The 13,582-nt window shown below is 57.2% G+C and carries 11 protein-coding genes; 6 read left to right on the forward strand and 5 right to left on the reverse strand.

All coding sequences use genetic code 11. From position 1 onward, the window contains the following. The first annotated feature begins 268 nt into the window (after positions 1-268). The gene (locus IQ16_RS47715) at positions 269-778 is read left to right on the forward strand and encodes an AlbA family DNA-binding domain-containing protein (RefSeq protein WP_038958512.1); all 510 of its coding nucleotides are present in this window, start codon (positions 269-271) and stop codon (positions 776-778) included. Between the two features lie 8 nt (positions 779-786). After that, positions 787-1,638, forward strand: a complete 852-nt coding sequence (locus IQ16_RS36970; RefSeq protein WP_038958511.1) for a hypothetical protein — start codon at positions 787-789, stop codon at positions 1,636-1,638. Between the two features lie 8 nt (positions 1,639-1,646). On the opposite strand, the gene IQ16_RS36975 is transcribed toward IQ16_RS36970, so the two are convergent. After that, complete coding sequence (locus tag IQ16_RS36975; protein WP_038958510.1) at positions 1,647-2,003, reverse strand: site-specific integrase; 357 nt, start codon at positions 2,001-2,003, stop codon at positions 1,647-1,649. Positions 2,004-2,034: 31 nt separating this feature from the next. Between IQ16_RS36975 and IQ16_RS45340 the strand changes: the two genes are divergently transcribed. Further along, positions 2,035-2,214, forward strand: coding sequence for a hypothetical protein (locus IQ16_RS45340; RefSeq protein WP_157789185.1), 180 nt, complete (start codon positions 2,035-2,037; stop codon positions 2,212-2,214). A 221-nt stretch (positions 2,215-2,435) separates the two neighbouring features. Here the strand turns inward: IQ16_RS45340 and nodU are convergent, their stop codons facing one another. Together nodU and IQ16_RS36985 are read right to left on the reverse strand one after the other, a co-directional pair. After that, positions 2,436-4,190 (reverse strand): nodulation protein NodU, encoded by a 1,755-nt coding sequence (gene nodU / locus IQ16_RS36980; protein ID WP_080584113.1) that lies wholly within the window; start codon positions 4,188-4,190, stop codon positions 2,436-2,438. Between the two features lie 500 nt (positions 4,191-4,690). Continuing rightward, a complete protein-coding gene (locus IQ16_RS36985) occupies positions 4,691-5,884 on the reverse strand; it encodes a pyridoxal phosphate-dependent aminotransferase (RefSeq protein WP_158646963.1) in 1,194 nt (397 codons plus the stop codon). 1,381 nt (positions 5,885-7,265) lie between these two features. Between IQ16_RS36985 and IQ16_RS36990 the strand changes: the two genes are divergently transcribed. The 3 genes from IQ16_RS36990 to IQ16_RS37000 are packed head-to-tail and all read left to right on the forward strand — an operon-like array spanning position 7,266 to position 10,428. Further along, positions 7,266-8,846 carry an amidophosphoribosyltransferase gene (locus IQ16_RS36990; RefSeq protein ID WP_244636006.1) on the forward strand — a complete coding sequence of 527 codons (1,581 nt, stop codon included), beginning with the start codon at positions 7,266-7,268 and terminating at the stop codon, positions 8,844-8,846. Then, positions 8,843-9,529 carry an HAD family hydrolase gene (locus IQ16_RS36995; RefSeq protein WP_018645245.1) on the forward strand — a complete coding sequence of 229 codons (687 nt, stop codon included), beginning with the start codon at positions 8,843-8,845 and terminating at the stop codon, positions 9,527-9,529. The genes IQ16_RS36990 and IQ16_RS36995 overlap by 4 nt, the downstream gene beginning before the upstream one ends. Then, the gene (locus IQ16_RS37000) at positions 9,526-10,428 is read left to right on the forward strand and encodes an NAD(P)-dependent oxidoreductase (protein WP_049813052.1); all 903 of its coding nucleotides are present in this window, start codon (positions 9,526-9,528) and stop codon (positions 10,426-10,428) included. The genes IQ16_RS36995 and IQ16_RS37000 overlap by 4 nt, the downstream gene beginning before the upstream one ends. Positions 10,429-11,133: 705 nt before the next feature. Here IQ16_RS37000 and IQ16_RS37005 read toward each other — a convergent pair. Together IQ16_RS37005 and IQ16_RS37010 are read right to left on the reverse strand one after the other, a co-directional pair. Further along, a complete protein-coding gene (locus IQ16_RS37005; RefSeq protein WP_370126336.1) occupies positions 11,134-12,600 on the reverse strand; it encodes an NAD-dependent succinate-semialdehyde dehydrogenase in 1,467 nt (488 codons plus the stop codon). Between the two features lie 9 nt (positions 12,601-12,609). Continuing rightward, a complete protein-coding gene (locus tag IQ16_RS37010) occupies positions 12,610-13,539 on the reverse strand; it encodes a dihydrodipicolinate synthase family protein (protein ID WP_018645246.1) in 930 nt (309 codons plus the stop codon). Positions 13,540-13,582 lie beyond the last annotated feature (43 nt).

Below are 13,582 nucleotides of genomic sequence, written 5' to 3' on the forward strand. Positions count from 1 at the left end.
CCTACCTTCGCCGCCCGAATCCTTCGCCGAATCCTTCCGCGAGGAGGGCGAAAGGGGATCCCGACCACCCTCGGAAGGTCGCGTGGATGACAGTCGATACCGGCTCCGCGGTGTTAGCTGAGAACTTTGGCTGGCCTTGGATCCAGTCGCTATGGCCTAAGTGCTCCGTAATGTCCGAACGCGGTTCGGGCGAGCTGCGGCGGAATAAGCGAGCTCACGTCCTCGTCGAGATGCCCAGTTCTGCCGCCGCGATAAGCAGGAACGAACCATGCCCTCCTATGATTTGTCGGATCTCCTGGCGCGAACAAACGAGAATCTTGATGTTGAATTCAAAGCCTGGATGGACCCGAGGGACAATGAGACACGGGCGAAACTAGCCCGGCATCTGGCCGCCCTCGCCAATCATGGTGGCGGGTATTTGGTTTTTGGCGTGGATGACAAGGCGAGGACTCCCCTCGGAGCAACGGAATTGGATCTCGCTCTGTTCAGCCAGGATGCAATCACAGGAATCGTAAGAAAATACCTTGATCCTCGGTTCTCGTCGAGCACGTCGTGCATGAAAGGGTTACGTATCCGGTTGTCGTGGTTCCCTCACACGGAGCGCGCCCTGTCATTGCGATCGCAGACGGACCACAGGACAACCGGAATCGCCCTGTCGGCGTGTCGCAGGGGACAATCTATATTCGGGCACCGGGACCGGAGAGCGCGCCTATCCGCGGAGCAGACGACTGGAATACGTTGCTCGATCGTTGTCTCACGCATCGGAGTGACCTTTTAGGCAACGTCTTGCGGCAATCGCTCGCCCGGCAATCGAAGCCTGATGAGCGCGCGGCCAATCTCCTGCGGATCGCCGTCGATGACACGGCGGAAGATTTTACTGCACAGACCCGACTGCTGGCGGACAAGGCGTTCGTTGGTAGCGACGGCGACCTCGTCGAAATCTCAAATCCACGTGCGGTGAATGAACGCGTATCGATCGAAATGCATCGCCTTGCACATTACGGCTGGAACTCATTCCTGCCATTGCACGTGCCTGAGCGGGCGCCGCAGATCCGCTCATCTACTTTAGCGGGCCAGGAGATGGTGTACTTGGAAGGAATGCGCGTCGAAAACACCGACTTGATCAGTAGCGCCTTTGACTACTGGCGCATCTACGACTACTGGCGCATCTACGAATGCGGGATCGGGGTCAGCGTCGAGTCTTTCCGGGACGATTGGCGGCGATCTGGGGCGGAGGCAATTCCGCCTCATCTGACGGCGGGCTGGATCTTGATCGTCATTCACTCGCTTCTCGCTCATGCCCGTCTTGTCGGGCAGGAAACTCCCGGCGTGATCCAAGTCGTGGTCCGGATGGATTGGCGTGGCTTGAAGGGCCGAATGCTTGCGTGGGACCATTTCCGGCATGCGGCTGGCGGCGGCGGCATGGCCGATGATCGCTTTGTGAAGACCATAGCCATCGAGTGGGGGCTGCTCCGAGACAGTTATTTTGAAGCGCTTCGCCGCGTCGCACTTCCCTTCTTCCGGCTGTTTGGCGCCGCCGGCTGGTTCGACCCTGACGAATGGCTAAGCCGCGAGGCCGTCGACAGGGAGTTTTCTCGATCAAGAATGAAGACGATCAAATTGTTTGAAGAAAGCTGACACCACCGTTACGGCAGCATGCCTCGCCGTCTCGGTTGGGCCGAACGGCGGATCCGCTTTCGCGAAACCTGCTTTAGCAATCGAACCTTCTCGAATCGGATGTGATCGGTCACGATTGGTAGCTTTTGGAGCGCTTCCAACATCTGCTTGAGTTTGGCCGAACTGGCGTATCGCTCTTCCGTAATGTTGTCGCCGCCATGGCCGAGTATGTCGGCGCGGAGTTCAGAAGCCACGCCAGCGTGCTTCAGATCAGCGCCTCCGCTTTTGCGAAATGAATGGAAAACCTTCTGCTCGGCGGCATTGGGCACCGCGACGTTTGGCACTTTGATCCAATCACCATAGAACGTGTCGCCGAGTCCGGTCATTGGCCGCTCGCAGCTCCGGAAATAAAAGCTTGTGGCCCAGCTTTTTAATGGCGGAGTGGTATTGAAGAAACCCAAGTCGGAGAACTTCACTTATGAGCGGCACTCGCCGCATCGACTGCAGATTCTTCAGCGCTCGGTGCTCGTTCGGCTGAATGAAGATATCGGGAATTCCATTCTCTTCGAGAACGTCATCGACGTCCAAGCCGCATAGCTCCTCTCGGCGCCCGAAAGTGTATCTCGCGAGGTACGGTACGACGTGCAATGCGTCGTGATAGACGAGCGAACCGGCCTCGATCCTGTTTTCGGAATCCTTGCATCCTCTCCATGGAGCTTGACGGAATATAGCGGCCACGTCTTCAGCAGAAAACGGATTGCTTTGGTCTCGATCCCTACCTTTCTTCGTTACCCCTAGGCCTGCAGCGATCGCATTCGTCAAACAAGGCGGCCTCTGGCGGGAGGTATCCGATCTTTGGCGTACGGTTCCGCCTCCGCGCGCTGAGAGAGAAAGATGTCGTTGGCCAGCACTGAGTCTCCGCCCGCGCGTTTCGTCCACAGCACGCCATCGCACCACACGTGGTCAACGCGGTCCCACTGGCAGGCAGATGCCGCATTCGGGAAAAACCCGCGTCCATTGTGATTGGCGCTTGTGTTGCATAGTAGCGGAATGCCCGTGAGGCCCTCGTATTCGACGAGAAGTTCGGCGATTTTGTGCTGAGAGGTCCTGCAAATAGTCTGCAATCGAGCAGATCCGTCCAGATGCACAACAGCGGGGATCTTGGCCCGCCATTCTGCTCGTGTTAGGTGCTCGAAGAGCATGTAAGGGTCTGGCGTTCCAGGACTAAAAATATCCGGCGCACGATCCTCCAGGCATATTGGCGCTACCGGCCGGAAGTGCTCGCGAAGTTTGATGTCGTTGAGACGGTCCTTCATTCGCGGCGATGTCGCCGCGGCCAGTATGCTTCTGCTACCCAAAGCCCGAGGTCCAAGCTCCGCGCGGCCGGCAAGGAAAATGACGGGCTTGTTGCTGGCGAGAATCGTTGCAAGTTCACGCATGCTACATGGTGAGCCGTCCCATCCGGGCGGCACGTCGCCTCGTTCCACGGCTGGACCACTATAGACGGACCATTCCAATGGTACAAAGCCTTGGTCCGCCGCTAATGCGGAGCAAGCGGCACCTATTGCCGAGCCACTGTCATTCGGAAAGGGTGGCACCCAGATAGCATCGAACAAGCCGGCAGCTCGTAGTGTGCTATTCCATTTTATGTTGAGACCGCAACCGCCGGCCATGCACAGATTGCGCGCGGGAAGCCTCGAATGTCTCTGTATAGCACTCGCGAGCTTGGTAACGAGCAGACGCTCTTGGAACCAATGAAAGGATGCAAGCACATCTTCGGGGGCTTTGGCTTTTAACCGTAGCGCGCTGGCATCGAGGAACTCGTGGACAGGCTCAAGCGCGGCGTCCTCGCTGCAACGACCGACTGGCTCCGTAAACGTGCTAAAGTGCTTTTCGTAGAGCTCCTGAAACACCTCGACAATGCTTTCATCGACTGAACCGAGCGCGATGTAGGCCATCAACTTGCCCGCAACACCGAGGTCCCACTTGGTCCGGTTCGTCTGCTTGTATGGTCCGAAGTGATAGCCCGCGGCAGCATAAGCATGCCCGATCAGCGGGAAGAGGCACTCGAGGAACCTGGCGGCGCGGCGCTCTACATGGTAGAGACGTGGAAAGGAAGCGCCGTCCCACACCAGACAGAACGCGGGCTGCCCGGCCTTGGCGAAAGGGCTGGTACAAAAAGCGGAAGCCACATGGGCTGTGACATGCGGATAGCTTTTATAAGGGAAAGCGCTCTCGTTGAGCATCAGCCCAGATCCGTCGTGCGCTATGAGGAGGCCTTCGGCATCGCCCTCAACATACGGTGCCCCTTTAAGGGTAATGGGCGCAGTCCCACTGAAAACCTCAAATTGTGACTCAACCTCGCCCCACCATCCGTCGATGACGAACCGATCAACGTCCCGCGGATCTAAACCGTGCTCTGCCAAGGCGACAACAACCGCATCGAGATTGGTGATTTTTTGATATCGCGGATTATTGCCCCGCTTCTCCTGCTCGACACAAAAGACAAGCCGTCTGTCCTCGATAAGGGCGACTGCTCCGTCATGGGTCAGTTTGATACCGCAGATGCGCATACTGTCTCCGAACCTAATGCCGGTGATCCACTCGACTTGAAGGCGCCGCAACTGTTGCTCATCGCGAGACTCAGATGGGCTCCCATCTGTCACGATGCACGCTCTGGGCCAGTTCCAATCAGTGGAATCGCTGGCGATTGTCTGATCAAAGTCGGAGTTGGAAGCGACTTGACCGATTCGTGACACCGGACGCGTTCAGTTTCGGACCAAGCACTCCCGCCTACGGCGACAATTTGCGTGCGTGCGACCTGCGGCCCTTTGTGCCTTCTCCGACGTCGAGCGAACGAGTGCATCGGAACTCTTTACCGGATGGTGAGATCGTCGACCAGATCACGAGACGTGACCTCCTAAGGCGGCGACGACATGCGGTCTTTGACGTTACGATTCGACCGATGCTCGCCGTTAACGGACATAGGAGCTGCTTACATTGCCGAGTGCAAGTCATCAGCTGAAGCGCAGATATTCACAACCATGCCTTTCGTCTGGAACTGGACCGGCCGTTATTTGATCCTAAGGCTATTTAGCGCCTGAACGACGCGCGTCAGGCCGATGGCCGATGCCCCCGGAGGGGCGCCGAATGAGAGTCGCAAACCGTTGACGTCGCCAAACGCGTCTCCCGCAACGCAAGCCACGTTAGTTTGCTTCAGGAGCCAGCTTGCAACATCATCCGTCACTCCAACGCGACCTTCGTCCTTCAAAGCAGATGCAAGCCTGTTCAGATCAAGATAGAAGAATAATGCCCCGTCGGCACGAGGTGGCGTTACATCACGTAGATTAGAAAGGATGTTAAGACCTATGTCGCGAGCGTCGAAAAGCCGTTGGTATGTCTCCCGCTCAATACGGCCGCCGACCTGAAAGTGGCTCAGCGTAACCTGCTGCGCCTCTCGACTTGGTATCATCGCTGCATAGCCCTGAAGCTTTCTAGCGGCGGAAACGATGGCCCTTGGAGCCGCGAAATAACCCAAGCGAGAGCCTGATATCTCCAGCGCCTGTGAACATGGATTGACCATGATCGTTCGCGATCGCACGGCGGGGTGCGCCACAACGATCGACTCATGGCGGTGTAAACCAGTGAATACCAATCTTGAGTAGCGCTCGTCCGAAATGATCCATATTCGGAATTCGATAGCAAGCTCGCCGACCTCCTGCAATGTTGTTCGGCTGTAGACTGCGCCCGTCGGATTGTTGGGTGAATTGATAATCATCGCTTTAGTCCGCGATGTAATGGCAGCTCGGATTGAGTTGACATCAGGAGTATATCGTGGGCGCTGAGCGTCGACGAACACTGGTACTGCGCCAGCGGCGTGAACCAGTGCTGGGACAAACGGTTGCCAGGGGCGGATAATGATAACTTCGTCGCCCCGCTCTAGGACAGCCAGGCCCGCACAAAGCAGCGCTTCCTTTGAGCCGGCAGTGATTGCGATCTCTTCCGCACTCCAATCAAAGCCTGTCTGGGCGGCGAGCCTTTCCGCAATAGCTTTGCGGAGCGGCATGAGGCCAATGGGATCCAGGACGCCGCTCGCCCCAGAATCGACAGTAACCGTCGCCCTCTCGTGCGCTAATGAGAGTGACTGGAAGATCTCGTCATTTGCGAGATCGATAAACTCATGCCCGCCAAAAGCACAACCCGACGCCACGTCCTGGGCGCCGGGCACACGCTCTGTAAAACAGAACGATATCGAGTCTGACTGCAAGTGACCTCCTCGGTCGTCGCACTCGAGCAGCGAGCCAAAGCTCGCGACCGCCGTACTCTCGCGGTCTAGCCATCGAACCATATTCGGCGAGGCTGGCGATCTCACCTACACCGACACAGCCCCCTACACAAAGCCGACAGCCTAATCGCCCGTCGCTCCATGCTGAGTGCTTGGTGCGACTATTGTGGCTCAACATCAAACTGACGGCTCTTTTGGCTCGACTACGCTGCATAGAACGGCTGGACTGCTTGCAAAATGCGGGCCCCTGCCATCCTCCTACTTGCGAAGCGTTTTGCAGCCGGCACGTGGATACTTGAATGACCTCGGGCTAAGGATTTCGCAAACGTGAGGACTAGGCACGTGCGCCGCGACAGAGCGTTGACGGTGACATATTGCAGTTGCTCTTGCCAAACTCGTTCAAGGTGCATCGGCGCCCGATCCGCGCAGGCGGCACGGTGTGTCATCGCCAGGAATTTTGGTGCCTGATCAATCACCAGTGTTAGTAGTTGATCTGGTACGCGTTGAAAACGCGCGTTAAGATGTCGCGACCTTTCCAGACAATCATGCACCATGCAAGCTGATGATAGAGGGTCAATATGTAAGCCAAATGGAAGCGAAGATTACAATGGCGTGAGAAGGACGGTTTTCACTCTGTGGGGGTTGAGATCGACAAAGCCGTTCTATTCGTCACTCGCCCCCTGAGATTGATTAGGGTAAGGCAGGAAAACATCGGGCCGCGAGATCGGTCAGGCGCTCGCTACCCCAGAGAGCCTGTTCGTAGCAGTGTGCGCACAGCGGCTACCAAATGTGAGTTGGCCAAAGAACGGAGGGGCTAGGTTGCCTATAAGTCCATTCGTTACTCTGTCCCGCAGACGGACGTGCGCACTTCGGCTGTCCGGGACCCGGCTCTCGGTATCGGCAATCGCGCAATGGGTCGCTTTGCATCATCTGCCGGGTCTTACTCGCAAAACACGAAAATACCAACGCGTCGCTACCAGGCCTGCTCGGAGCCCTTTTCTAATGCTGGTCGTCCGTAAGGACCCGCTTTGGTGGCTTGCCCGCAGAATGGAAGGAAATGAGCGGAAGATCAGAAGGCTTTCACCGACTTCAAGCACTCGCACCTTCTCGCTCCGGTGTGGCGCTTTTCGCACACAGTCGTAGCATCTTGAACATCGTGTGAGGGCCTGAACGAGGCACAGCACTCAACTGAGTGGCTAGAGTGGCTCGTCTTCCAATTCTCCTCGCTCTAGAAGTGCCAGCCAGTATTTTCAAAGGAGTGGTACGACGCTTGCTTAAGGATCAAGCGAACTTCCGCCTTCATAGGCACATTAGCCATGCGAGGCGCCCCGCCAGATCGGCTCCTTAACAAGTGGGTGACTATATGTCCGGTGTCGCCGGTGCGTTTCTCTGCGCTTCAAGCGAACCATGGTCGCGTGTTGTTGATCAGCTGAAGAAAATGATTCCGACACTTGCACTCCGTGGGCAAGCAGGTGTCGCGGTCTCTGCTTTCATGCAAGAGCGTGGGATCCGACATGGAAGGGCGTTTCAATCGGACGATAATTCCCTGCGCATTGACGGAATCGAACAGGAGCCGCGCTTTCGGCCTCATGTTGCAATCGCGCAGATCCGTAGCGGATCCTGTGGAACTCGGGGTGACGGCGATGTGCAGTCAACTCCCAGCCGCCATTTTGCAATTTCTCTGGACGGCGCCTTAGTGTACGCTCATGAACTCAGGAGCGAATTGCTCGCCCAGGGACGACTGATAGATACCAACACGGACGCCGAGCTCTTGCTGAGGTGGATTGAACGATCTTGCGAACGAAAATATTGGCGTCGTGGCTTGCCCGCGGACTACGAGGCTATCTTTCGCGAGCTTGATGATCGTATCGATGGTGCCATTTCCGCGCTTTTGCTAGATATGAACGGTGATCTTGTTGCATATCGCAATCGAAGCGGTTTGCGACCGTTGGAGACTATGCGGGCAAGCAATGGATTCTTGCTCTTTGCTTCCGAAAATTGTGCCTTCGCTGGCTTGAAAGGCGAGACCCAGCAGCTCTTGCCTGGGAGCATACGGCGCGTGGACGCCAAGTCCGGCCGCAGCGTTGACCATATCCTGAACAGCCGAGGATGTAAGGCCAAACTCTGCGCCTACGAAACTCTCTATTTGGGAAGTCCGAACACATCGGTTGAGGGCCATTCACATCGCCAGACCCGTCACAACATCGGGCTGGCCTTGGGGAGAATCGTTGCGGAGCGAGTCCAAGCAGACCCACTATTGATGCCACCAATCGTGTCCTCCATGCCAAAGACTGGGGGGCCGTACGCCGATGGTCTGTTTGACTCTCTCGCCGAACAGGGCGTGCTCGCCGAGCGTAGTGACGTAGTGGCAGCGCAATTTCTTGAGCGAACGCTCCTGGGCAGACCCAAGGCCCGACAATCTCGCATTGCTCAGAAGTATCTCGTGTCGGACTCTGCCGTCGCTAAACGGACCATCATAGTTGTCGATGAGGCCCTCATTCGAGGTGATACCAGCCAAGCCGTCACAATGATGCTCCTTGCCGCTGGAGCCGAAGCCGTACATTGGGCAATTGGTTCGCCGCCTATAGTTGCTCCACACTACTACGGCATGGGTATTGATACGCTAGATGAGCTCGCATTCTGGCAGGCGTTGAAGCGACTGCCGCCCGAACTACGCGCCCAGAGTCTTCGCTTCCACAGGATGGATCCGCCAGCCCTCAAAATTATTGAAAGCAACATTGCGACGGCAATCCAAGCAGCCACCATCACTTATCTGCCCTTCCGTGCCCTTGTATCCATATTGGCCAACAGGCTAGAGGGCATCGATTTGTCGCCCTTCACGTTGGAGATGCCGACCCCCGCTGGACGTCAGCGCGCGGACAGAAACTTGAAAGCTTTGCTGGCCGCTCTTCCTGTCAATCCCCGTCTGAGGTCAGCATCATGAAGCCCGCTCTCGTATTTGACTGGAACGGAACACTGCTCGATGACACATACGCGCTGCTCGAAACGACCAATGTAATTTTGGACCGCTTTGGTCGTCCGAGCATCGATATAAACACCTTTCGAGAGCATTGTGATGTTCCCCTCGATCGTCTCTATCGTAGCCTCGGAATGTCGCAGGAGGAGGTTGAGGCGGTGGAGCGTGACGAAGGCGCACTGTTTCACGACACGTACGAGCCTCTTGCGGATAAAGCCGATTTACGTGAGGGGGCGCGCAGAGTGCTCGCGTTAGCGCGCCGAGAATCTGCTCTACTCATCATCCTCAGCAACCACATAGTCGCGCCTCTACAGTTCCAGCTGAGGAGACTTGGAGTGGATGACTACGTCACCGACGTGCTCGCCTTTGAAAGCCGCGCCACGCAATACAAATCGATGAGCAAAGGAGAGCGGCTTCGCCTTTATATGAACAGGCACAACCTAAAGCCGTCGTCAACCTTCATCGTCGGCGATATGCCCGTCGAGACTGATATTGCACGCAGTCTCGGGCTGACAAGCATATCCATTACCGGAGGATTTGTTTCGACCTCGCGCCTGCAAGCCGCGCGTCCAGATTACACCATCAACAACCATCACGAGCTGTTGCCGATCCTACAAAGCCATGGCTTCTTTCGGAATACTAAATCATGAGCAAGGGATCGTCAGCGAACCCGGCTCCCAAAACGATCAAGCAGAGCATAGGGCTTATCGGAGCGGGGCGCATGGGAACAGGTATAGGGATCAGCCTGCTGCGTCAGCAAAACGAACTCCACATCAAAGTCAACAAGAACCGGTTCGGTGCTGATCGCCTGATGGATGCAGGGGCCCGCGAGCATGCGTCGATCGCTGAGTTGGCGCAGCATGTAAGTGTGGTGGTGTTGTCATTACCGTCCAGCCGCGAAGTTGAGACGGTGTGCCTCGATCACGATGGACTGTTTGTTAACATGTGCCGAGGAGGTTTGATAATTGATTGTACGACCTCGTATCCCGCATCGACCATTGCATTGGCCAAAACGGCGGAAAGACGAGGTCTTAGCTTCATTGATGCTCCAGTAACACGAAGCCCCGAGCAAGCAGAGCTCGGCCTTCTCAATGCGATGGTTGGATCGGATGCAACACTCTTTCCCGTTGCTGAACGCATTCTTGCTGCGTTTTGCGAGACCGTTATGCATGTTGGAGATGTCGGACACGGCCACAAGCTCAAGCTTGTTTACAACAGCATGACTATGGGCATCGCTGCGGTCGCCGCTGAGGTCTGCCAATTCGCGGATAGTCTTCAGATAGATCTTGTAACACTACGCTCTTTGGTCAGTCGGGGCTCTACGAACAGTGGAATATTCCAAGCCTTCGCCGCCTTTTTGTTGGGAGAGAAACCAGATGCACTGGCAATCTCGATTGCAAATGCTGCAAAGGACATCGAGTGTGCTGTGCGCCTAGCGCGCGAGAGTGCCGTTTCCGTGCCGGTCCTGGATGCTGCCGCGCAGGAACTCAACCTCTCAGTTGTCGCAGGCAAAGGTGAACTGACCCTCCCACATTTGGCCCGATCGTAGACGCTTGGTGTGGTTCCAAGCGGGCCATTTTTCCACGAGTCCCTGGTGCCCCTCGACTTCCTGGGCATCGAGAGCGATGACTAGGACGACATGGTCCGCATCTTCAAAGAAGTCAGCGGCGTTTCTTATACGATGGGGTGGAGTTCGATCCAAACAGCGTCAAGGTCAATCGCATTCGCGAGGAAACTGAGTATGGCGGCCTGCGCATCACCGCCGACGCATTGGTCGATACTGCCAAGGCCCGAATCATTATCGATTTCGCCTTTGGTGATGCGGTCGAATCGGGTCTACTGGACATGGACCTGTCGGTTCTCCACGATCTTCCTGCTCGCATCTGCGCGCTTCTGCGCGTGAGATGGTCATCGCCGAGAAATTCCAGGCGATGGTCATGCTGGACCGCACCAATATTCGTGGTGCTCGCGGGCTTATCATTGGCGCGGATACTTGAGGGCTTTGGCACACGCAGCTGTTATCCGTCCGCGCTGATCTGCGGACAAAGTATCTCATTTCTGCTCCCGCCTGAAAGAACACGAAGGTGTCGGTCCAGCAAAGAAAAGGACCGCTGCCGGACTTCTCCGACAGCGGCTCAAGTCTGGGGAGAGGCAGACGTACCGGTCTGCCAGCGGAGAAGGGCGGAGCGCTTGAAGCGATCCGGCGGCACTAACGAAGTCGTTCTGCTCCGGTTTGGTATCTGGTATTCCGGTTCTAGCTCGCCTGGCTCACGAATTTGGTGTCGAGATAGCCCTCGATTGCCTCGAGGCCACCTTCCGAACCGAAGCCTGACTCCTTCGTTCCTCCGAAGGGCACTTCGGGAAGCCCAAGCCCATGATGATTGATCGATACCATCCCGCATTGGAGATCGGCCCCGATCGCGGCCATCGTTGCGGCGGATCGCGTGTAGGCGTAGGCGGCGAGCCCGTAAGGCAGTCGATTGGCCTCCGCCACAACCTCGTCATAGGTTTTAAACCGCGCAATCGGCGCGACAGGGCCGAACGGCTCTTCATTCATGATGCGCGCTTGAGGTGGAACATCGGTCAGGACCGTCGGCTCGAAGAAGTACCCCGTATTGCCGATACGCTTGCCGCCGATGCGCAACTGGGCGCCGCAATCGAGAGCGTCCGCGACGAGGGTCTCCATTGCATCGACCCGGCGCGAATTGGCGAGCGGCCCCATCCGGCTATCTCTTTCAAGGCCATTGCCAACCTTGATCGCGCTGGCCTCGGCAACGAACCTCTTGACGAAATCTTCATAGATACTGTCATGCACCAGAAACCGCGTCGGCGAGACGCAGACTTGGCCCGCATTGCGGAACTTGTTCGCCGACAAGATTCTTGCGGCTTTCTCGACGTCGGCATCCGGGAAAACGATGGCAGGCGCGTGCCCGCCGAGCTCCATGGTGGTGCGCTTCATATGGGCGCCGGCAAGGGCTGCGAGATGCTTTCCGACCACGGTCGAACCGGTGAAGGAGACTTTCCGGATGATAGGATGGCGTATGAGATAATCTGAAACTTCGGATGGCACCCCGAAGACGAGATTGATCACGCCCGCAGGCAAGCCAGCATCCGCGAAACTGCGCACCAGCGCCATGCAGCTCGCTGGCGTCTCTTCAGGTCCCTTGACGATGATGGAGCAGCCGGCTGCAAGGCTGGCGGAGATCTTCCGCACGGCCTGGTTGATCGGAAAATTCCAGGGCGTAAATGCGGCAACCGGCCCGACCGGCTCCTTGGTCACGAGCTGGACAACATTGCCAAAGCGCGCCGGGACGATCCGTCCATAGGCGCGCCGCCCTTCTTCGGAGAGCCAGTCGATGATATCGGCAGCAAGGAGCGATTCAGCACTCGACTCGGTGAGCGGCTTACCCTGTTCGAGCGTCATGATCAATGCGATGCCGGCTGCGCGCGAGCGTATGAGATCGGCGGCCTTGCGCATCGTCCTGTATCGGTCAAAGGCCGAAACCTTTCGCCAAATCTCAAATCCCTCCTGAGCGGCCATGATCGCACGATCGAGATCGCCACGAGACGCATAAGGAGTTTCGCCAATCGGCTGGCCGGTTGCGGGATTGAGGATTTTTTCCGAGCGATCCGAACCCCCTTCCGTCCACTCGCCGGCAATGAACATCCTGATCTTGGGGTACACAGGTTCTGCCTGCGTGGCTTGTTCTCGGCGCATCATGCCCGCATCTCAATGTCCCCAGCGAAGAGACAGCGGGTTGAGCTCACGCGCAAGCTCGATCAATCCAGCTCTCGTCGCCGGATGGATCTGCTCGAGCGGATGCCGCACGGCTTCGCATTTGATCACGCCGCCTTCAGCCATTACGCTCTTGGTGGCGCGCAGGCCGCACTGGCGGTTTTCGAAATTGATGAGCGGCAGCACCCTTGCATATGCAAGAGCGGCTTCCTGCCTGCTGCCCCCTTTGTGATGATCGAGCACGGGGCGGAGCAAATCGGGCAACAGCGCGCTCGACATTGTTCCGCTCGCACCGGCATCGAGGTCCGCCATCATGGTGATGGCTTCCTCCCCGTCAAAAGGACCAATGATGACCTCACCGCCGAGCTCGATCAGACTGCGGAGCTTGGCAGCCGCAAACGGCACCTCGATCTTGAAATATCTGGCGAGCGGCACCTCGCAAGCGAGCCGGACGAGAAACGGGACCGTCAATGTAACGCCGGAGAGCGGCGCGTCCTGGACCATAATTGGAATCCCGGCGGCGTCCGCGACCCGGCCGAAATGCCCGATCATGGCGCCTTCATCCGCCTTGAGGCTTGGACCATGATAAGGCGGCATCAGCATGAGGAGGCTTGCGCCACGTTCGGCCGCATAGCGGGCGCGTTGCACCGCAATCTGCGTGCTGAAATGGCTGCAGGTCACCATGACGGGCTTGCGGCCCGCGACATGCGAGAGGCAGAGATCGACCAGAAGGTCACGTTCCTGATCAGACAGCAGGAACTGCTCGGAATAGTTGGCCAGAATGCAGATCCCGTCCACGCCTTGGTCGATCATGCAATCGAGCACGCGCCGCTGCCCTTCGAGATCGAGATCTCCAGATTCCGTAAACGGCGTCGGAGCGACCGGGAACAAGCCGCGATAGATGGGGGGTTTCGCATTTCTCATGTAGAGGATTCCAGACAGGAGGCAGTCAGTTGCTGTCTAACTC

It is taken from the genome of Bradyrhizobium huanghuaihaiense, assembly GCF_007830635.1.
Taxonomy (GTDB): Bacteria; Pseudomonadota; Alphaproteobacteria; order Rhizobiales; family Xanthobacteraceae; genus Bradyrhizobium; species Bradyrhizobium huanghuaihaiense.